This is a genomic window from Neorickettsia sennetsu str. Miyayama (assembly GCF_000013165.1).
In the GTDB taxonomy this organism is placed as follows: Bacteria; Pseudomonadota; Alphaproteobacteria; order Rickettsiales; family Anaplasmataceae; genus Neorickettsia; species Neorickettsia sennetsu.
Map to the genome: position 1 here is coordinate 235535 of NC_007798.1, position 19078 is coordinate 254612.

At 40.7% G+C, this 19078-nt stretch carries 22 protein-coding genes and 1 tRNA gene; 5 read left to right on the plus strand and 18 right to left on the minus strand.

All coding sequences use genetic code 11. The annotated features are described in order from the left end of the window. Nucleotides 1–5: 5 nt before the first annotated feature. Together NSE_RS01185 and rplQ are read left to right on the plus strand one after the other, a co-directional pair. Nucleotides 6–1007 carry a DNA-directed RNA polymerase subunit alpha gene (locus NSE_RS01185; RefSeq protein WP_011451686.1) on the plus strand — a complete coding sequence of 334 codons (1002 nt, stop codon included), beginning with the start codon at nucleotides 6–8 and terminating at the stop codon, nucleotides 1005–1007. 18 nt (nucleotides 1008–1025) lie between these two features. Beyond that, nucleotides 1026–1379 carry a 50S ribosomal protein L17 gene (gene rplQ, locus NSE_RS01190; RefSeq protein ID WP_011451687.1) on the plus strand — a complete coding sequence of 118 codons (354 nt, stop codon included), beginning with the start codon at nucleotides 1026–1028 and terminating at the stop codon, nucleotides 1377–1379. An 18-nt stretch (nucleotides 1380–1397) separates the two neighbouring features. Here rplQ and NSE_RS01195 read toward each other — a convergent pair whose 3' ends face one another. From NSE_RS01195 to NSE_RS01255, 13 genes are all read right to left on the minus strand, one after another. Beyond that, nucleotides 1398–1721, minus strand: a complete 324-nt coding sequence (locus tag NSE_RS01195) for a MerR family transcriptional regulator (RefSeq protein ID WP_041917485.1) — start codon at nucleotides 1719–1721, stop codon at nucleotides 1398–1400. Beyond that, nucleotides 1708–2217 carry a phosphatidylglycerophosphatase A family protein gene (locus NSE_RS01200; RefSeq protein ID WP_011451689.1) on the minus strand — a complete coding sequence of 170 codons (510 nt, stop codon included), beginning with the start codon at nucleotides 2215–2217 and terminating at the stop codon, nucleotides 1708–1710. The genes NSE_RS01195 and NSE_RS01200 overlap by 14 nt, the downstream gene beginning before the upstream one ends. Next, nucleotides 2204–2773 carry a translation initiation factor IF-3 gene (infC, locus tag NSE_RS01205; protein ID WP_011451690.1) on the minus strand — a complete coding sequence of 190 codons (570 nt, stop codon included), beginning with the start codon at nucleotides 2771–2773 and terminating at the stop codon, nucleotides 2204–2206. The genes NSE_RS01200 and infC overlap by 14 nt, the downstream gene beginning before the upstream one ends. A gap of 42 nt (nucleotides 2774–2815) precedes the next feature. Next, nucleotides 2816–4717, minus strand: coding sequence for a threonine--tRNA ligase (thrS, locus tag NSE_RS01210; protein WP_410517876.1), 1902 nt, complete (start codon nucleotides 4715–4717; stop codon nucleotides 2816–2818). 87 nt (nucleotides 4718–4804) lie between these two features. Then, nucleotides 4805–4877, minus strand: a tRNA-Lys gene (locus NSE_RS01215). A 66-nt stretch (nucleotides 4878–4943) separates the two neighbouring features. Then, nucleotides 4944–5888, minus strand: coding sequence for a hypothetical protein (locus NSE_RS01220; protein WP_011451692.1), 945 nt, complete (start codon nucleotides 5886–5888; stop codon nucleotides 4944–4946). An 18-nt stretch (nucleotides 5889–5906) separates the two neighbouring features. Next, a complete protein-coding gene (locus NSE_RS01225) occupies nucleotides 5907–6242 on the minus strand; it encodes a ferredoxin family 2Fe-2S iron-sulfur cluster binding protein (protein ID WP_011451693.1) in 336 nt (111 codons plus the stop codon). A gap of 1 nt (nucleotide 6243) precedes the next feature. Further along, nucleotides 6244–8025, minus strand: a complete 1782-nt coding sequence (locus tag NSE_RS01230) for an Hsp70 family protein (RefSeq protein WP_011451694.1) — start codon at nucleotides 8023–8025, stop codon at nucleotides 6244–6246. Continuing rightward, on the minus strand, nucleotides 8003–8482 hold the full coding sequence (gene hscB / locus NSE_RS01235) for a Fe-S protein assembly co-chaperone HscB (protein WP_011451695.1): 480 nt from the start codon (nucleotides 8480–8482) through the stop codon (nucleotides 8003–8005). Before hscB ends, NSE_RS01230 begins: the two co-directional genes overlap by 23 nt. A 109-nt stretch (nucleotides 8483–8591) precedes the next feature. After that, nucleotides 8592–8957 carry a HesB/IscA family protein gene (locus NSE_RS01240; protein ID WP_011451697.1) on the minus strand — a complete coding sequence of 122 codons (366 nt, stop codon included), beginning with the start codon at nucleotides 8955–8957 and terminating at the stop codon, nucleotides 8592–8594. Nucleotides 8958–8984: 27 nt separating this feature from the next. Further along, complete coding sequence (iscU, locus tag NSE_RS01245; RefSeq protein WP_011451698.1) at nucleotides 8985–9413, minus strand: Fe-S cluster assembly scaffold IscU; 429 nt, start codon at nucleotides 9411–9413, stop codon at nucleotides 8985–8987. 55 nt (nucleotides 9414–9468) lie between these two features. After that, nucleotides 9469–10683, minus strand: coding sequence for an IscS subfamily cysteine desulfurase (locus tag NSE_RS01250; protein WP_041917486.1), 1215 nt, complete (start codon nucleotides 10681–10683; stop codon nucleotides 9469–9471). 37 nt (nucleotides 10684–10720) lie between these two features. Continuing rightward, on the minus strand, nucleotides 10721–12289 hold the full coding sequence (locus tag NSE_RS01255; protein ID WP_041917487.1) for an aminotransferase class V-fold PLP-dependent enzyme: 1569 nt from the start codon (nucleotides 12287–12289) through the stop codon (nucleotides 10721–10723). 355 nt (nucleotides 12290–12644) lie between these two features. Here NSE_RS01255 and NSE_RS01260 point away from each other — a divergent pair, with 355 nt between their 5' ends. The 3 genes from NSE_RS01260 to pth are packed head-to-tail and all read left to right on the plus strand — an operon-like array spanning nucleotide 12645 to nucleotide 15431. Beyond that, nucleotides 12645–14279, plus strand: a complete 1635-nt coding sequence (locus NSE_RS01260) for an ABC transporter permease (RefSeq protein WP_011451701.1) — start codon at nucleotides 12645–12647, stop codon at nucleotides 14277–14279. Further along, nucleotides 14263–14847 carry a 50S ribosomal protein L25 gene (locus NSE_RS01265; RefSeq protein WP_011451702.1) on the plus strand — a complete coding sequence of 195 codons (585 nt, stop codon included), beginning with the start codon at nucleotides 14263–14265 and terminating at the stop codon, nucleotides 14845–14847. The genes NSE_RS01260 and NSE_RS01265 overlap by 17 nt, the downstream gene beginning before the upstream one ends. Continuing rightward, nucleotides 14847–15431 carry an aminoacyl-tRNA hydrolase gene (gene pth, locus NSE_RS01270; RefSeq protein ID WP_011451703.1) on the plus strand — a complete coding sequence of 195 codons (585 nt, stop codon included), beginning with the start codon at nucleotides 14847–14849 and terminating at the stop codon, nucleotides 15429–15431. Before NSE_RS01265 ends, pth begins: the two co-directional genes overlap by 1 nt. Nucleotides 15432–15537: 106 nt before the next feature. Here pth and gshA read toward each other — a convergent pair whose 3' ends face one another. The 5 genes from gshA to NSE_RS04165 all read right to left on the minus strand — a co-directional run bounded on the left by gshA (nucleotide 15538) and on the right by NSE_RS04165 (nucleotide 19073). Next, nucleotides 15538–16713 carry a glutamate--cysteine ligase gene (gene gshA, locus NSE_RS01275; protein WP_011451704.1) on the minus strand — a complete coding sequence of 392 codons (1176 nt, stop codon included), beginning with the start codon at nucleotides 16711–16713 and terminating at the stop codon, nucleotides 15538–15540. A 182-nt stretch (nucleotides 16714–16895) separates the two neighbouring features. Further along, nucleotides 16896–17498, minus strand: a complete 603-nt coding sequence (gene coaE / locus NSE_RS01280) for a dephospho-CoA kinase (RefSeq protein WP_011451705.1) — start codon at nucleotides 17496–17498, stop codon at nucleotides 16896–16898. Beyond that, a complete protein-coding gene (locus tag NSE_RS01285; RefSeq protein WP_011451706.1) occupies nucleotides 17498–18259 on the minus strand; it encodes an NAD kinase in 762 nt (253 codons plus the stop codon). The genes coaE and NSE_RS01285 overlap by 1 nt, the downstream gene beginning before the upstream one ends. 2 nt (nucleotides 18260–18261) lie before the next feature. Then, complete coding sequence (gene grxC / locus NSE_RS01290; RefSeq protein ID WP_011451707.1) at nucleotides 18262–18531, minus strand: glutaredoxin 3; 270 nt, start codon at nucleotides 18529–18531, stop codon at nucleotides 18262–18264. A 374-nt stretch (nucleotides 18532–18905) separates the two neighbouring features. After that, on the minus strand, nucleotides 18906–19073 hold the full coding sequence (locus NSE_RS04165) for an HIG1 domain-containing protein (protein WP_157858666.1): 168 nt from the start codon (nucleotides 19071–19073) through the stop codon (nucleotides 18906–18908). Nucleotides 19074–19078: the final 5 nt, after the last annotated feature.

Sequence of the window (19078 nt, forward strand, 5' to 3'; positions counted from 1 at the left end):
TTATTATGAGTGCTGTCTTAGATAAGGGTTCTTTAGTCGATGTTTTTTCTTCTCCTTCTGTTGTTTTTAACCAAATCCGAGAAGGGTACTGTGCCGAGTTCATTGTTGAGCCCTTGCGTGTGGGCTTTGGGCTGACAATTGGGAATGCGATGCGTAGGGTTCTCCTTTCATCCCTTAGTGGTTTTGCGATAAGTGCTGTTGGGATTAAGGGTTTAACTCACGAGTTTTCTTGTATACCTGGAGTGCGTGAGGATTTTGCTGACCTTGCGCTCAACTTAAAAAAAGTGGTTTTAAAGAGCATTTCTGGTGCTACATGCGGAAATTTGCATCTTTCAGTTACGGATGGAGGTGCTGTGTTCTCTAATATGATTTCTCCTAGTCACGACTTCGAAGTTGTTAATGGGGATTTGCTGATATGTAATGTTGCTGAGGGGGTTTCATTAGAGATGGAAATGAAGGTGAGTAGCGGTTTCGGATATGTGTCGTCTGTCTCTGTCAGGAAAGATGAATATGACCTTGAAGGTGCTGTCCCAATAGACGCAATTTATAATCCTGTTCGTGCTGTTAATTTTACAGTCAAGCCTACTAGTGCTGGCAGCTTTGCTGGGCACGACAAGTTGATTCTTTATGTTGAAACAAATGGTGCCATGGATCCAAAGACTGCTGTTCTTGAGGCAAGTAAGATATTGTCGACTCAGGCAAGGTGTTTTCTTAATATTGCGGACCCCGAACATCGAGTTCATGGAGTTCCCTGTGGTGTTTCCACTTCTGACAGGAATGATGCCAGTGATCTTTTGTCTGCGCGCATCGATCGTTTATATTTGTCTGCAAGAGCAAGGAAATGTCTCAATGGAGAGAATATAGTTTACATAAGGGATTTGGTTTCTAGAACAGAGGCTGATTTGTTGAAAGCACCAAACTTCGGTAGGCGCTCTTTAGAAGAAGTAAAAAAAGAGCTGTTTAGCAAGGGATTGAGTCTTGGTATGAATCTCGATAGTCATGGTTGAACTTTATGGGAATTTATTATGAAGCACAGGGTAAAGAAGCATAGATTATCAAGGAATTCCTCACATAGGATGTCACTTATCTGCAATCTTTCCGTCTCAATAATAGAGCACGGGCGGTTGCAGACTACTTTGGCTAAGGCCAGGGCTCTGAGGCCGTTTATTGAAAAGTTAATTACTAAAGCTAGAGTACCAGACTCGTTATCTGTTAGGAGGCTTTTGCTTTCTCGTATCAAGAACGAGGCTGCGGTTACAAAACTTATCAATGAGGTTGCACGGCGTTATACAGATCGTCCAGGCGGTTACTGTAGGATTGTTAAGACCGGATACAGAGTCGGTGATGCTGCTCCAATGGCTATCATAGAATTTGTATAAAAATTCACTTGCACCTTCCTAGTCTTTTGCAAATTTTGTGAGAAAATCCCTGAGCGACCTGAGATGTTCCGTTGCCATTTCGAGCTCTGTTTGATTGGGATCTCCTTCCAGTGCTGAGCGCGCACCTCTTATGGTCATTCCTCTTTTGTGAAGTAGCTCTTGTATTTTCTGTATTGCCTTTATATCGCTTTGTGTGTAAAGTCTTTTCCCAGATTGTCTTTTTGGTTTAAGTGTCTCAGGGAACTGAGTTTCCCAGTATCTCAACACATACTCTTTTAGTCCTATAATTTCTGCAACTTCACGTATCGAATAGTATAGCTTTCCCTTCTCAAAACAAAACATATGCAATAATTGAAATCATTATGAAGGTAGCAAATGCTGCGAGTAGATCGTCAAGCATCACTCCAAAACCACCATGTATATTTTTTTGCACGAAACTTATGGGCCAGGGTTTTACGATATCGAAAAATCTGAACAGTACAAACGATGTGACGCACAGAAGCAACATGATGGAAAGCTCAAAGCTACTCCTAAAGACATAACTGATACATATAAACAAAATTAGTTGTGCGACCAGCTCATCTATTATGACTTCCTTTGGATCCTTCAAGGAGTAGGTTGTTTCATATTTATCACAGCTCCAGATGCCAATCAGAAACAAAAATGATGAGATCAGGATAACATACGCAATGGAGAGAGGGAAAAATATAATCAACGGGAGAAAAACAAATGCAAGTATGCTACCCAGTGTACCAGGTAACGGAGAAAGGTAACCGATACCAAAGCATGTCGCACATTTTGTAAATACGTCCTGCTTTCTTTCCTTACGACTTTGCATTGGGAGCAAGGATGATAAAAAAATTATTGTTATTCTGTACAATCTCTTTTTCCAATTTACCAACCTCAGATCCGACTTCCTCTACGACCTTGTTCAGTAAGTTAATAGCAAGGTTTTTGTTAGTCATTTCCCTACCACGGAGTCTCACTACAACTTTTACTTTGTCTTCCTCCTGCAAAAACTCCCTAATTTTTTTGAGTTTTGTACTCAGATCGCCTGCTCCTATGGATTGGCGTAACTGAACCTCTTTTATCGTAGAGGATTTTTGTTTTCTCCGTTTTAGGTTGGACTCCTTCTTTGCCTCGTACTTATATTTTCCGTAGTCCAATATTTTACATATCGGTGGAAATACAGCTGAGGATACCTCCACCAAGTCTAAATTCCTGCTTTTTGCCAGCTGCAACGCTTCCGCGATCTTCATCACTCCCATGAACTTATCGTTCACGTCTATCACTCTTACTTCGTTGTTCGCGTTTGCGTAACTCCAGACAATTCTTTTGTCTGTATTAGACCTACTTGGAGTACGGTTAGTAAAACTTTTTTCTTTATTCTTCAAATTTATTGAACCTCAAATTCTTCTTATATTAGTACTACTTATTTATCTAACATTGAACTCCCTCAATATATCCCCAAGGGCTGTATCAACTGTCTTCACTTCAGATTCACTTGAACCCATTCTTCGTACCGTGACGCTATTGCTTTTTTCCTCAATCCTACCGATGATCCACAAAATTGGGACCCTTCTTGTAGTATGATATCTGATTTTGTAATCAATTCTTTGATTGCTAAAGTCAGAGACAGCACGTATACCTGTTTTGGATAGATGGTTCAGTAGCGACTTTGCATATTCTTCAACCTTTTCCGTAATGGTGAGGACTGCTACCTGTGTGGGAGCGAGCCACAATGGAAATTTGCCATCATAATGTTCAATCAGGATACCCAAGAAACGTTCAAACGTACCTAAAATAGCTCTGTGCAGCATTACAGGGTGCTGCTTTTTCCCTTCATGGTCTATATAGGTTGCATCCAGACGTTCAGGCAACACAAAATCTACCTGCAAAGTTCCACATTGCCATTTTCTTTTTAGTGCATCTACCAGTACAAACTCTATTTTTGGTCCATAGAACGCTCCTTCTCCGGGGTTGAGTGTATAAATCAACCCTGCTTTATCCATCGCAGATTTCAGAGCAATCTCTGCCTTATCCCAGGTTTCGTCATTTCCAAGACGTACTTCTGGGCGATCTGAAAAGCGCACCTCTACTTCTGTGAATCCAAGATCCCTGTAGACCTCTTTTAGTAATCCGCAAAACGCAATAGTCTCGTCACAGATTTGCTGAGGTGTACAGAAAATATGTGCATCATCCTGAACAAAACCTCTGACCCTCATTAGACCATGCAGTGCTCCAGAAGCTTCATTTCTGTGACACATACCAAATTCTGCTAGCCGCAGTGGCAAATCTCTATAACTTTTTAGAGACTGCTTGTAGACCTCAATATGTGCAGGACAGTTCATCGGTTTTAGTGAAAATTCACCATCATCCGATCTTATAACGAACATATTCTCTTTGAACTTAGACCAATGTCCTGATCTTTCCCACAGGCATTTGTTGTATACGAGTGGAGTTTTTACCTCGCGATAACCGTGTGTCTTGAGCTTGTTACGGATGTAATTCTCCAATACTCTGTAAAGGATGAAGCCATTCTCGTGCCAAAAGACCTGTCCTTGAGCTTCTTCTTGTAGATGAAAAAGTTCCATTGTCTTGCCAATAGCACGATGATCCCTCTTTTTTGCTTCATGTAGGAAGGAAAGATAAGCTTCCAATCCGTCTTTTGTTGCCCATGCGGTGCCATATATACGCTGCAAAGAGTCGCTTTTTGCGTCACCAAGCCAGTAAGCAGTCGATACCTTCAGTAATTTAAAATGTTTCAACCAACCTGTCGAAGGGGCATGCGGACCACGGCACAAGTCAATAAAATCACCCTGCTTGTATATAGAAATCTTTTCTTCAGGCGGAATCCTACTGATAAGTTCAACCTTATACTTTTCGCCCTTTTTTTGGAAAAACGAAACTGCATCGTCTCTGCTCCATTCTTCACGTATTATCCGGTAGTTCCTCTGAATGATTTCTCTAATCTTCTCTTCTATTTTTTCGAAATCACTGTCGGAGAAAGCGATGGGAGTAGAAAAGTCATAATAAAAACCATCATCAATGACTGGTCCTATTCCTAATTTCGTTTCTGGGTATAGTTCCTGTACTGCTTGTGCCATGACATGAGCACAATCATGTCTTAGTATCTCAATTCCCGCTTCGCTTTCGAGGAGAATGGGTTCTATATTTGCATCACAGTCGAGACGGTAAGAGAGATCAACACTAACCCCATTTACCGAAGCTGCAATTGTCTTAGAAAAAATCTCAGCATCAAAATCAGATATTACAGATCCAACGGTCTTACCAGAGGATAGGCTGAAAGAAGATGACAAAAGAGTTACGGTTAACACGACACGTCCCAAATGTGACTCTCAACCAAAAGTAGCACCGCGAACACAGGATCCAAAAAAATGCTCCTAAGAAACTCTAAAAACCCGTGATCTCGGTGCGATTCGAACGCACGACCCTTTGATTAAAAGTCAAATGCTCTGCCTACTGAGCTACGAGATCAACTGACCGAGATTTTACAATGAAAGGATGAAAGAATCAATTATAATGTGGGAAAAGAGGGCAATTTCAGAACATTTTTAATAGGGGAATCATATTTTGTTCGGTACCAATTACCAACTCTTCATTTTTGTCTTGCATGCATATGTGTAGTGTATCATGGCTCTTATCTACAAAGTGACGCACCTTCACAAGAAATCCATGTACTTTTTGTGCTGTGAGGCCGCTGTCCAGGCTTTTCTCAATCGATGACAGTAAATAACTTGCACCCTGTACTGCTAGGCATATTTTACCTTTGGCAATGGATACGTAACCTGGTGAAAGTGCCATTTTTCCACTTATGTTACACCTGTGTTCCGGTGTTGATATATCAAGCTTTTTCACATCTAACGTATAAGTAGGAGGTCTCTCAGATAAATTTACTAGTGTTATGTCGGTTTCGATTTTTTTTGTACCTTCACCGAGGCTGAGGGTGAGGTCAATGGTACTTTCTAGTGAGTTTTTCTGTGAATAGCTCATCCTAAAAGCAATGTCGAAGAGCATCGTATCACTTTCAGTGTTTTTGTTCTGTAGATAACACTCTAGGTTGTCTTTCCTAATTGAAATGGCAAGACCATTTTGCCCAGCTGGCATACTTGATATAGATGCTTCATCGATGTTCTTACAGTGAAACTGTCCATCGACCGCAGAAATAACAACTGTTGCAGTTGGATTATTTACTTTTATCTCATTCTTCCAAGGGGCACTGGTGAAGATAAGCTTATCGAACCGCACAAGCAGCGGTTTGTTCAGGTTATCTATTTTGAGAATCGGCTTTGTGAAGGAAACTCTGGATCTGTACTCGAAAAATCCTTCAAGTTGGTAGCCTGAATATTCAAAAAGTGAGAAACTGCCTAGTGTGGAAACAATATTATTCTTGAGAGACTGTGTCTTATAGAACCAATATCCCGTGACACAAAAAGCCAAAAGTACAACAAATAAGCAGCAGTAGAGAAAAAAGCGCGCCTTATCCATGTTTCGGTAAATAAACTCTTACTTTATGTTTCTTGTTGCGCTTGGGAGCCTTACTTTGATCCCATCTATGGACTCACGCATCACAACTTGGCAACCTAACCTTGACGTAGCAGAAAGTCCAAATGCAAGGTCTAGCATGTCATCTTCATCGGCAGAGATAGGAGGCAGCTTGTCAAACCATTGTGATTCAACTATCACGTGACAAGTAGAACACGCAAGAGAACCTTCACATGCACCTTCTAAGTCAATACCGTTTTTATGTGCCACCGTGAGAATGGTTTCTCCTTCGTGAGCAGTGCAATGACGCTCTTTTCCATCTGGTTCAATGAAAGTTATTTTTAGCTCCTTCGACATATCAGGTTTTATTCAGGTCTATTTCCATTTTCTTAAAAAGAAAGTCTAGTCTTCGCTTCAGGAACGGTTCTGCAACTCGTTCTAGTCCCTCAGTTGCTTTTCTAATTTCGATGCTATCACATTTTTGTATGCTTCTTGCTATAAGTTGCATATGTTCATCAATTGTTTCTTTTTCGTTGCTGACGAGTAAGGGTTCGTGCTCGGCTAATGCTTTCCTTAGAACCTGTAAAACACGCTCGGCATGTCTCTGTGCATCTGTTACTGACCTTCTCTTTATGTCTTCTGCGAGGCTAGTTAGGGAATCTTCTACCATCTTCTGCACAGTTTCTCTTTTTAGGCCATAGTGCGGGTTTATTTCAATTGCTTGTGTCTTTCTTGTGAGCAATTCGGTCGCACTTACCTTCAATATACCGTCTTCATCTACGCTAAAGGTAATCTCTATTCTCGCTTTACCCATTGGGAGCGGGGGTAGGTTGTTAAGTGTGAACTCTGCTAAGTACCTATTATCACGAGCGAATTCTCTTTCTCCTTGTAAGACATGTATCTTAAAAGAAGTTTGACCATCAACTGCGTTGGTTAGTACTTGTGACTGTTTGACTGGAACTGGGGTATCTTTCATGATGATTTTTTCCATCGTACCATCAAGAGTCTCTATGCCTAATGAGAGCGGTAGGACGTCTAATAAAAGTACCCTCTTAGGATTCTTACCATTAAGAAAGCTTCCCATCAATGCTGCGCCGCAAGCAACAATTGTCTCTGGATTGACTCCTGTTACGACTTTTTCTTCCCCGAAAAACGTGGAAACTCTGCTTCTTATCATTGGTACCATCGTTGATCCACCAACAAGAAGGAGTCCATCAATATCTCCTACGGAGAGACTGCTTTTTCTGAGAGCGCGTTTCACTATGTTGATTGTTTTCTCTACATCCTTTTCTATTATTTTTTCAAATTCATCCAATGTGATTTCAAAACATAGGTTTTGTCCCCGATAGTCAAGGTAGTTTGTTACCCTATTTTGGTGACTCAACTCCTCCTTGATCTTTATGCAAACCACTAGCAGGGCAGCTTTTTCCTCATCCGTGGGTTCAAGTGCATATTTTTTCAGGAGATGTTCTAACAGTGCCTGATCAAAGTTATCACCACCAAGGTAATCATCACCATCGGTACAGGAAACCTTAAAAATGCCTTTGTGAAATTCCAAAATTGAAACATCAAAAGTTCCACCACCTAAGTCGTAGACGATATATCTGCCTTCTTCTTTTTTCTCGTCAATTCCGTAGAAAAGTGCTGCTGCAGTTGGTTCACTTAACAGACGCACTACATTTAGCCCGGCAATCGTTGCCGCATCCTTAATTGCCGTGCGGGAAGCGTTATCAAAATATGCCGGAACTGTGACCACAGCCATGTTCACACAGTGTCCAAGATATTTTTCAGCTGTTCTTTTTAGAGATGCAAAAATTCTGGACGCATATCCTATTGAGAGAGTGCACATCTCCTGCGGATTGTTTCGTATGCTTCCTGGTATACCTGCTTTTTTTGCGATTATCCTCTTTATCGATAGAATGTGACCCCTACATTTCTTTGCTTCCTTTCCAATAATGATGTCCTTGTCTTTCACACCAATAACAGATGGAAGAAGGACGTCGCCACCCTCTTGAGGAATAACAACGCATTTGCTACCGTCGAATATACAAACAAGAGAATTGGTCGTTCCAAAGTCTATACCTATGATGACTTCACGATCAAGTTTTTGTCTTGGCTCATTGATTGTTATCACTTGCATAGATCCTTTGTTTTAATTTTTCTAAATATTTGAGTCCCATACAATGCGAGCTTGCTGAGTCATAATCTTTGCAATTGAAAGCTTCTTCCATTTGTTGTAGAGCATCGAGGTACATGTTTTCTACTAATGGTAGGACTTCTACAGTTCTGCCATTTTCCACTTTTTCTTCTAGTGCGACGATTTGCATGAGTAGTCCAGGACAGCTTTTGTCGGAGAGGTTAGTGTAACCAGATAATTCTAGTAAGTGTTGTGCTCTATTAACTGGGTCTTTTAAAAGATGATACGCTTTGTTGAGCAATTGAACCTTCTCGTAGATAGCCGAATCTTCCTTAACTGAATTAGACGTGCTTCTCAATTCTTTTTGCAGAGCGAGATAAGATTTCTCCAGTGAATCTGCTGGGTCAAAAGTGAACCTCTCTTCCAATTCTAGGACCCTGAAATAATTTTTCTTTTGCATCTCATACGATTGATCTAATTGCGTTTCAAATAAGGAAAGTCCTTGCCTACTCTGCTTAGAGTGGATTTTAGTGCCGCACCTGTCTCATTCAATTTAGTATTGTACTCACTCAATAGTAAAAACTTTTACCACATCCACATCTTCCTTTCTCTCTGGGATTTTTAAAAACGAACCCACTTTTGAATTTTGTTTCTTCATAGTCTATTTTGGTTCCAATAATCCTAAGCATCGTTTTTGGATCAACAAACAATGACACCTTTCCCATAGGAGGTTGTGCTAGCTCTAGCATTTCATCACATTGTTCTGCTTCTTCAACGTACTCCATACCGTATTCATTTCCACCGCATCCTTTGGAAAGTAATTTTATCCTTATACCAAGGGTTGGCTTGCCCTTTCTTTTTCTTTCATCGATCAGTTCAACAAACTTCTGAAATGCCAAAGCGCTCACTGCGATGGGTGGTCCATTTAAGTTCATCTGAATCTAGATATGAGGAGCCTTGCTTTAGCTTTTGTTCTCTGTATTTTCGTTACCTGCCTCCTCAGTGCTAGAAGTCACCTGTTTCTCTCTAAAATCTTTGATAGCAGCTTTGATTGCATCCTCTGCCAGCATTGAGCAGTGCATTTTTATCGGTGGGAGACACAAAGTAGATGCGATCTCAGTATTCTTGATTTTTTCGGCTTCCTCGATGCTTTTCCCGATCAGGTACTCTGTTGCTAAGGAGCTTGATGCTATCGCTGAACCACAACCAAAGGTTTTGAACTTTGCGTCTACAATGCAACCGTTATTATCAACTTCGATCTGTAATCTCATTACATCCCCGCAGGCTGGAGCACCCACTAAGCCGGTTCCTACATTTTTTTTGTTCTTGTCAATTGTACCAACATTTCTTGGATTGTTGTAATGATTTAATACGGAATCACTATAAGCCATAAACGTCCTCCTCCTAAACTAAATATCAATATTACCTATTTTGTAAACCGTTTGCCTAGCTCGTATCCCATTTTATTGAGTTAAGATCTATCCCTTCTTGGGCCATTTCCCATAGAGGGCTCATCTCACGCAGGCGAATGACTTGTTTCACAAGCAACTCACCAGCCATGATTATTTCTTCCTCTGTGTTGTACCTACCAACCGAAAAGCGTATTGATGAGTGGGCGAGGTCTTCTGCAACTCCAAGTGCTTTCAGAACGTAGGATGGCTCTAATGATGCTGATGTGCACGCAGATCCGGAGCTAACAGATATCTCTGGGATCGCCATGATTATTGATTCCCCCTCAACATAAGGGAAACTGATATTAAGGTTGCCAGGTAGCCTTCTTGAGAGATCTCCGTTCAGAACGATATCTGGTATTCCTGCCTTGATTATTTCATACAGTTTATTTGCTAAAAACTTCACTCTCTTGTTTTCTTCCTCCATGACCCTTGCTGCAATTTCTGCTGCTTTTCCGAAACCAACAATCAAAGGAGTAGGAAGTGTACCGGAGCGAATACCTCTCTCTTGACCACCTCCACTGAACAGCGGTGTCACCCTTATCCTAGGGTTTTTTCTGCGAATATAAAGTGCTCCAATGCCCATTGGGCCGTATATCTTATGACCAGAAATGCTCATAAGGGAGATCTGCATTTCTTCCACATCGAGCTGGATTTTACCAAAGGCTTGCGCTGCATCTGTGTGAAAGATTATCTCCGCTTCCCTACATATTTGCCCGATCTCTTTGAGCGGTTGCAAGACACCTATTTCGTTATTTGCAGCCATTATAGACACCATCATAGTTGATGGTTTTATGGCTTTTTTGAGTACGTCCAAATTTACGATGCCGTTTTTCTCAACTGGAAGGTAAGTTACTTCGATTCCACTTGTTTCTAAGTTTCTGCAACTGTCCAGGACGCATTTATGCTCTGTAGAGAGGGTAATTATGTGATTTTTTTCATTTGAACGATAAAAATTAGCCACCCCCTTGATAGCTAAATTATTTGATTCTGTTGCACCAGATGTAAAAACGATGTCTTTAGAAGAAGCACCAATAAGGTGTGCAATTTTTTCACGTGCATTTTCCACAGCAGCTTCGGCATGCCATCCATATGAATGTGTTCTCGAATGTGGATTGCAAGGACGATCAAAGAGACTGACCATTGCCTCAATGACTTCTGGATCAGGTTTTGTTGTGGATTGATTATCAAGGAATACTGGCAACTTCATTTTTCATTTTCCTAATTAAAACTATGTAATAATCGTTTTACGCCCTAATGTTGTACAATATCTCCCATGTTGATACAAGCTTTTTCACTTCTTCTTTTGTATTTGAAATCCCTAAGCTTATTCTAATTGCTGACTTAGCCATATTATTGTCAAAGCCCATTGCGAGCAGCACATGAGATGCTTCCGGCTGTCCGGATGAACATGCTGATCCATTGCTGACGCATATTCCATGCATATCGAAATGCATTAATTGAGTTGTCCCGTCAATTTCTGGGATGATGATGCAACTTGTGTTCGGAAGTCTTTGAGCTTTCTGGCCCACTATGACAGCCGACTTCATGCGTTTTGATATCTCATCCTCCATGTAATCTCTCAAAGATCTTATATTTTTCATATTTTTTATAGAGGTATTAATAAACGTTGATGCATTTCCAAATGCAGCTATCGCAGCGAGATTTTCTGTTCCGCTTCTGAGGTTTCTTTCTTGTCCTCCTCCTAGGATGAGTGGTTTCAGTTCTTTCGAAAGATATTTCCTGTAAACAAGGCACCCGGCACCAATAATGCCTCCCATTTTGTGTGCAGAAAAGGTAATGAAATCTGGTTGTGTCTCATTAAGTCTACAATAAATTCTGGAAATGGCTTGTGTAGCGTCCGTATGTACCAATGCCCCATGCTTTTTTGCAATTTCCATTATGAGGTCTAGGGGTTGTATAACTCCAGTTTCGCTATTTGCTAGACACAGCGACACTAATTTTTGACCATGGTTTTCCAATAGGGCTCTTTTTAGACTTTCAAGTTTGATAATACCATTTTCATCAACATCGACTTTAATAGGGTTATTGGCAACTTTAAGCGTCGAACTGTGGTCTGTACTGCAAACTATATGGTGGTAATCGCTTGCATTATGGAAAAGCATATTATTTGCTTCTGTTCCAGAAGCAGTGAATACAAGTTCATAGTTTTCTTCGAGGATGAGATTTTTCTTTATCAGTCTACGGGCTTCTTCAATAACTTCTCTGGCTGCTTGTCCCCGTCTGTGAATTGAGGATGCATTATATGGCAATTTTAAGAGGATACATGCTTTCTCTACTGCATACCGGAAAGGAGTGGCTGTGGCATTATTATCCATGTATATGATGTCTTCTTGATGGGATTCCAATATTGATCCATTGTGCATGTTCTTTTCTTGTCTTAGAACATCGTCTGATATGATGTCCTGAAGCGTCACAGACTCAAAAAAATTATTGAACCTTTTCTCTAGAACAACCCATAGATTATGGGTGCAGCATTTTTTTGCTTCTCCCGTACAGCTTTGCTGCCCATCACCACCACAACGAGTTATTTTAGGAGTATCAGCCACGGCTTTGAGGATTTGCATCAAAAAGATTGTGTCGGGCTCTTTAGCAAGTCTATAGCCGCCTCCAGGACCCAGTAGAGACTCTAAAATTCCTTGTTTTTTCAGGGGTGGTAAAATTAACTCAAGGAATTTCTCAGATATCTTTTGTCTTGATGCAATCTCTGAGGTTTTTACGTATTTTCTACCTTTTGAGTGCAATGCGATATCAATAGATGCTGCAATCGCATACCTTGTTTTGGCTGTGAGCATGGTGAGGTATTCTCCTCTAGACAAGGGTTATGGAATAATCATGATTCTAACATGCTTCGGTTATATAGTGCACTATCAAATACCTGTTGGTAGGTATGACATTTATAATTTATAATGTGATTTTTTTGTGGAAAAAACGGTGAGTCGTATCGGTGGTGTGAGGTATCACTGAATAGATATGTTTCTGCTTGTAATTGCTCTTCGCATGTCCTCTGTTCTTTCTAGAGGCTGCTTTATTTGCTAAAGTTTGCTTGAAATAAACGCGAATGATTTTGCTAAAAGTTGAAACTTACCTCACACTGAATGAGGTGTGTGCACTTTTTATTGTCTCTTTGTATACTTGGCGGAGCTTATAATGCAAAAGGTACTGCTTAATGGACTGATTCTCCTATTTTTTGCTCCTACACTTTCACTGATTCTACCATCATTCAGTGCATACGGGTTTGGCTGTGCTTCTTGTCGGTTATTTGGTGAGTACCTACTCAATACTCTTGTACTACTTTCTGGGGTGGGCTTTTTAACTTTTGTTTTTGGAGTTGGTTCTGCTTGTGCCGTGACGTTTTTGCGCTTTCCAGGTCGGGAGCTGCTAAGAATGCTGTTATTTTTCCCGATCGCTGTCCCAGGCTACATAATGGCGCTTTCCTATGTGCAGTTCTTTGGATTTTCTTCTGAGTTTTCAAGTTTCTTTAGGGATGTTCTTGGTGTGCAGCACTTACTGAGAATCAACTCTTTATACGGAGCGATTTTTGTTATGAGTGTTGCCTTTTACCCATATGTTTACATATTGTGTTTAGCTAGGATTTCTTCCATTGGCGGGGCAATAGCAATAGCAAGAAGCTGCGGAAAATCTTTTCTTTCCACTATGTTAGAGGTTGTGATTCCAATAGCGAGACCAGCCATTGTTGGTGGAATCACACTCGTATTGATGGAAGTGGTTTCGGACTTTGGAATAATGCAATTTTTTGGTCTGCAGACATTTGTAACTGGTATATACAGGAAGTGGTTCCTACTGAATGATGTCATAGGTGCATCGAGGTTGGTTCTATTTTTGCTACTGTTTGTCGTAGGAATAATTTTCCTTGAGAAACTTCTAAGACAGGGTGCTGTTTATTCTAATGTCATGGGGGACCCACGTGCAGGCTTTTGTTGGCACATTAAGGGCTATAAAGCCGTTGTCGTTCCGCTTTTACTTTTCTTACTTCCGCTTTTTGGTTTAATTTTTCCAATAGTTTCGCTCATGATTTTAAGTGTTGGTGCCGTTCCAGATTATAGACTTCTATCTCTCGCTTTTGAGAGTATCCAGATTGCCTTGATAGTTTCTTTCTTTACGATTCTAGTTGCGTCTTTTTTCGTATATATGGAGAAAAAGAAAAAGATAGGGGCAACAGCCTTTCAGCTGTCTAATTTGGGATACTCGGTTCCTGGACTAGTTGTAGGAATGGGCATAATAAACTTTTTTGCTAGCGGTTCGTCATTTCTATCATATATACCACTACCAGGATTACACCTTTTTACTATTGGGACCTTTACAGCGTTGGTTTATGCATACGTCTTTCGGTTTCTTGCCCTAGGTTCTAACAGCATAAAATCTGGCATGGAAAAAATACCCAATGAGATTCCTTGGACGATGAGGCTTGTAGGAAAAAGTGGTTTCATCGACACAGTGTGCGTTTATTCGCCAATGTTGGTCGGGTGTTTGGTGAGTGCTGCCATGTTTATTTTTCTTGATACGTTTAAAGAACTGCCATTGACTTTACTTGTTAGACCCTTCAATTTCGAGACAATGTCCACTCGTGTATACGAGCTTGTCATGGATGAAAGATATGAAGATGCTGCTATGCCAGCACTCATAATGACGGCTATATGTATTGCAATAACGTGGCTTCTTACGCGCGGTACGTACGCTGGAGATTTGCATAATCTTAAAAAACGATCTAGAATCGGGTGTTTCTGCGATGTTTGCTTAGGTAAGAATGGTTGTTTCGATTGAGTGTATTCCTAGAACTAGTTTCGGGAGAAATAGCGCGAATGTTTTGCGCAGGTCTGGGTTTGTGCCGGCTGTTATCTATGGTAAAGAGCGAGAAAATATAAACGTTGCCATTTCCGTTAGAGATGTAAGTAAGCATTTTGCAGTCTTATCGGGTAGTGGAGTTGTTGAGTTATCTTGCGAGGGAAAGGTATATAAGGTAGTCCCTAAAGCATATGAGCTCCACCCAGTTTCTTCTGTTGTGCTGCACTTGGATTTTGTTTTCGCTGGTGAACATGCTTCGAAGTTTCAAGTTCCGCTCAATTTTGTAAACTCTGGAAAGTCCGAGGCAATAAGGCTTGGTGCAATGCTCAATATAGTCAAGCGGACAGTTCTTGTCAGGTGTACGGCAGCGAATCTTCCTAAGAGTATTCCTGTAGATATAGAAAACGCTAAGGTAGGTGACTCAATCAAGTTCTCTGATCTAGTTTTTCCTGATGGAGTTGTGCCACTTGCGAGAGATGCAAATTCGGTTGTTGCGACGGTTGTAGGTAAGAAAGTTAAGGCTGGTACTGTGGCTGCTACCGCGTAATGTCCGAGTTTCGCACGTTTGTTCTGTGTGGCTTGGGTAACCCGGGACTGCGGTATGCGCAGACGCGGCATAACCTTGGGTTCATGCTTATTGATTACGTTAGGTATACCTTTTCTTTTCCGGAGTTTCTTCCGAAATTTTCAGGGCTCTTGTCTTCGGGACGGGTCTCTTCCTTTCTTTTGTACTTATTCAAGCCAGTAGCCTTTATGAATAATTCAGGTAGGCCGCTCGTACAGCTGGTCAACTTTTATAAAGTTGAGCTGGAGAATGTAATTGTCTTTCATGATGATATAGATCTTGATTTTGCCAAAGTGAAGATAAAAAGGGGTGGAGGCTCTGGAGGTCATAATGGACTGAAATCTCTTGATTTTAACTTGGGTAGAGATTATTGGAGGTTTCGCTTCGGTGTTGGAAGAGGTGTTGGTGACCCGGCTGAACATGTTTTGTCACGTTTTACTGCGTTGGAGTTGGAGCGTCTGAATAAGTTATTTGGATTTATTGGTACGAATCTTCCTCTTCTTTTAAGTGATATTGCTACGCGCAAAGAAAAGTTCCTCAATGAATACAAGTGCTGCAGTCAGTAAATGATAATCCCGAGAAGTAGTGTTATATGGTCTTCCGTAACAGGTCGGTATGGGTACTAATAGCGGTCCGTTATTCTTTTTCCACATCGAGCAATTTCAGATGAAATTAACCAGCTTGATGCGGTAGTGCGGCGACGTTTTTATCGTCTATGGATTGGGCCTCCTTTTCTGCTGCGATAATGATAAGATCACTTACAATTTCTAGTTGCACTTGACTTGCTTTCATAGGCGTGTGGCCAGAAAAATGCATTCCAGAGCTGTTTAGGTTTTGTCGCGCATCATGTTTCGTATTATAGCGTGTTGCGAATGCAATTTTTTTCCCTAGAACCGAGTACATAAGGGTCTCTGCAGGGTAGTTTAGATAATATTCTTCCGTTTCTATGCCTTCCTGGACTATAACACTTGTAATTGCAGTATTACCTTTAGTGGTTCCTAATTTTTTACGCTCTTTTCTGTTCATAGAGAGAATTTCTTTTCCACTGCTTGCAGTGAGGATCCCCATACCATAACTACCGCTGTTTGCTTTGATAAAAACAAACGGTTTTGACGATATTCCATACTGCTTGTAGTTTTTCTGGATCTTTTGAATTATTCCATCTACAACATCTGCAAGCCTTGCGAGACTTTCTTGAGTGTCAAAGTTAATATTGTCACAAGCTTCTGAATAAGCATAGAATAACCACGGATCTAACTCAAAAGTATTGGAGAATTCCTCTACCGTTTTTTCATAGTATGGGAAATACTGAGTTTTTGTCCTTTTCCACCAACCTAGTAATGGGGAAGGGAGGCACGGTTGGGTTACTTCTAGGAGGACAGAAGGGTCGAGTGAGATCATGTCGTTGTTTAGTACTATTAAATCCGGAGTCGTGCCACTTTCCGTGATGATTCTTTTATCCTTTATATGAAAAGTTTCTGTATTTATATTTTCTATTTTCTGGTCGCTAGGATTTCCTAGAATAACGGTATTTTTTGCATCTTCAAATAATTTTTTCAGTGTGTGAACGTTGCTTAAATAGTGAGTATTTCTGGTATGTGTCTCTATGATTAGTAAAATTGTCTTTCCTGTATAGCGTTCACTAATCAACCTTGTTGCGAGTGTCTGGTTTTCCTTATTGAGTAAGTGGAATCCAGCTGGAAAGATGTTTACATCTACCGGGGCAAGTTTAAATCTAGCGTTCCTTATGTCTGCCGAGAGGTACAACAACTTTCCACTAATTCTGCTGTGGCACCACCGACGGATTTCTCCTATATTCGTAGAAATCTTTGAGAAATGTCTATCCATTGAGAAGAGCGCTCCTTTAGAGACTTACTACGTTAGGAAGCGTTTGCGTAAAAGGGGAAGGGGTGATTCTAACATGGATTTTCACGCGTGTAAAACAACACACTTGCTCAGAAAAAGTTCTCCCGCTGTTATTTTGGCTCGAAAACAGGTTCTCTGAACTTCCGTACGAAAACTCAAGAGCATTATTGTTCTAACGAGGTTGCTCTCCCTTTCGTCTGCACGAATTGAGTGTACTTGTAGAGTTCACATTTTGCTAGACCAGATGAAATTACAATAACTTTTCTACTATATTTGTTCCGTTGTTGGAATTTCACCTTACCTAGTGCATCTAGTTTTGCTGAGTAATGACACCGCCGTTTTAGGCGGTTCGATCTAGCGCTGTCACTTGTTTGGAGAAAGAAGATGCTATCGCAAAGTTTTTCTGCGCCGATCCTGAACAAGAGTGGAATGTCCAAGATAATTGTACTCATCCTTCTCCTTCTACATAGCTTAATGAACGCATCCGTTTTTTCTTTAACTATTGGATGAACAATCTTTTCAATCTTCTCTAGTAGATTGGGTCGCTCAATAATGCAAGAAAGAAGCTGTCTCCGATTTATTTCTCTTTGAGCATTTCTACATCCAAGAATATCATTTATTGCTCTTATCAATGTGACATTTTCTCTGTAAAGGGAATGGACGACTTTATCTGCATCAAATACTTTACAGCGCAGTGAACGGGATAAAATAGAGGAAAAATACGTTTTGCCCGAAGCCATCCTTCCCGTGACACCGATCGCTTTCATCAACGGAATTGGGCCATCATAATTTTTTTATGGAGACTCTCGCTGGCTGCAAACAACACGGAAACAGTCTTCTTTTTATCTATGGATATTCTTGCTCTTTCTACTCCTAAAAAGACTTGTGCGTCCGCTGCAGCAATCACAGGCCTTCTATCATGGTGGTGGATTTTGATTTCTATTATACTATCTCTTGGTAGGACAAGACTCTTAAATCCTTTTGGTGTAAATGCATTAATTCCTGTTAGGATTATGCAATTTGAGCTGAGTGATAACACTGCTCCACCTATAGCTGAATTATAAGCTGTACTTCCTGTGGGAGTTGAGATGATCAGCCCGTCCCCGACAAAACTCTCGGTAAGGATTTCTCCGTCCACCGTTATCCCGAGCTTTGCTGCTTTTGTGTGGCTTCTAAGGAAATAACAATCATTTATCGCATTTACCATCCTACTGCCCTTTCCATCGAAAAGCTCAGCATTTAGAATGGGTAGGATATGGGTGCCTGCGCTTTCTATATCTTCGAGTAAGTGGTTTGGATGAAATTTGTTCAGTAAAAAGCCAACATTCCCGCAATTTATCCCATAAACAGGTATCTGGGTTTCTATTGTGCTATGCAGAGTATCAAGCATGAATCCATCTCCGCCTAAAGCGAGAATCATCGATGGGTCTACTGCCTCTGGAGCGTCAATGCACTTTATTCCGTAACGCGAACTAATAAACGCGGCAACAGATGTTGCCTTTTCTGAGCCAGAAGAAGAATAAAACACCTTTACTGATTGTTCAAAAATAAGAGCTCATTGAGCTTGCCACTCTCGTTTAGGCTGTTGAGATCATCAAAGCCACCTACACACACGTCATTAATGAAAACTTGGGGAACAGTCTTCCTCCCACCTGATCTTTCCATCATAACTACGGCTAGATCCGGATCATTGGTAATGTCCACTACCGTGTACAAGACACCTTTTCTGTCGAGCAACTCCTTCGCCCTGCTACAGTAAGGACAAAATTCTTTCACATATATTACGACCTTGTGATTCATAGCGCGACGGGGATGATGTACTTTGGCATTTATAAGCTCACATGACACGAATATCAAGCTTTTCTAGGTTTGCTACTTTATACACCCATACTGACGCGTTGTTTTAGGAACTTAAAAGTTTCATATTATTACTGAACAAGTGTTACGCTGTATATCAATAGAGTGACATCACAAAAGTCCTGGTATCGCGCATCATAAAAATATTATGGATCATTACTGATGCAAAGGTATGCACTCTCATCAATGGAGTGATGCCAAGAGTATACTGAAAAGTATCTATTCTAAAATGCTAACAGGTACAAAGGGAGTCTTGTTTAATTTGAGTGCACATGGAGATTATCTGTTAATGCATCATACACAAGCAGTGCAACACACTATTTCAAGATGAATATCGCGACTAGCAAAACAATCGTGAAAAATTGCAAAATCACCCTAAGGAGCATTAGGGTATTTCCCGATTTTTTGTTGCCCGAAAGCATGGATAAAACTCCGATAATCAGAACAAGAAAAGTAGCTAAAAGTAAAGCCAGTAATAGGTACACAACTC

Excerpts from the sequence above, each read along its gene's own strand:
- NSE_RS01185 (WP_011451686.1), top strand. The coding sequence starts at position 6 with ATGAGTGCTGTCTTAGATAAGGGTTCTTTAGTCGATGTTTTTTCTTCT.
- rplQ (WP_011451687.1), top strand. The coding sequence starts at position 1,026 with ATGAAGCACAGGGTAAAGAAGCATAGATTATCAAGGAATTCCTCACAT.
- NSE_RS01195 (WP_041917485.1), bottom strand. The coding sequence starts at position 1,721 with ATGTTTTGTTTTGAGAAGGGAAAGCTATACTATTCGATACGTGAAGTT.
- NSE_RS01200 (WP_011451689.1), bottom strand. The coding sequence starts at position 2,217 with ATGCAAAGTCGTAAGGAAAGAAAGCAGGACGTATTTACAAAATGTGCG.
- NSE_RS01220 (WP_011451692.1), bottom strand. The coding sequence starts at position 5,888 with ATGGATAAGGCGCGCTTTTTTCTCTACTGCTGCTTATTTGTTGTACTT.
- NSE_RS01225 (WP_011451693.1), bottom strand. The coding sequence starts at position 6,242 with ATGTCGAAGGAGCTAAAAATAACTTTCATTGAACCAGATGGAAAAGAG.
- NSE_RS01230 (WP_011451694.1), bottom strand. The coding sequence starts at position 8,025 with ATGCAAGTGATAACAATCAATGAGCCAAGACAAAAACTTGATCGTGAA.
- hscB (WP_011451695.1), bottom strand. The coding sequence starts at position 8,482 with ATGCAAAAGAAAAATTATTTCAGGGTCCTAGAATTGGAAGAGAGGTTC.
- NSE_RS01240 (WP_011451697.1), bottom strand. The coding sequence starts at position 8,957 with ATGAACTTAAATGGACCACCCATCGCAGTGAGCGCTTTGGCATTTCAG.
- iscU (WP_011451698.1), bottom strand. The coding sequence starts at position 9,413 with ATGGCTTATAGTGATTCCGTATTAAATCATTACAACAATCCAAGAAAT.
- NSE_RS01250 (WP_041917486.1), bottom strand. The coding sequence starts at position 10,683 with ATGAAGTTGCCAGTATTCCTTGATAATCAATCCACAACAAAACCTGAT.
- NSE_RS01255 (WP_041917487.1), bottom strand. The coding sequence starts at position 12,289 with ATGCTCACAGCCAAAACAAGGTATGCGATTGCAGCATCTATTGATATC.
- NSE_RS01260 (WP_011451701.1), top strand. The coding sequence starts at position 12,645 with ATGCAAAAGGTACTGCTTAATGGACTGATTCTCCTATTTTTTGCTCCT.
- NSE_RS01265 (WP_011451702.1), top strand. The coding sequence starts at position 14,263 with ATGGTTGTTTCGATTGAGTGTATTCCTAGAACTAGTTTCGGGAGAAAT.
- pth (WP_011451703.1), top strand. The coding sequence starts at position 14,847 with ATGTCCGAGTTTCGCACGTTTGTTCTGTGTGGCTTGGGTAACCCGGGA.
- gshA (WP_011451704.1), bottom strand. The coding sequence starts at position 16,713 with ATGGATAGACATTTCTCAAAGATTTCTACGAATATAGGAGAAATCCGT.
- coaE (WP_011451705.1), bottom strand. The coding sequence starts at position 17,498 with ATGAAAGCGATCGGTGTCACGGGAAGGATGGCTTCGGGCAAAACGTAT.
- grxC (WP_011451707.1), bottom strand. The coding sequence starts at position 18,531 with ATGAATCACAAGGTCGTAATATATGTGAAAGAATTTTGTCCTTACTGT.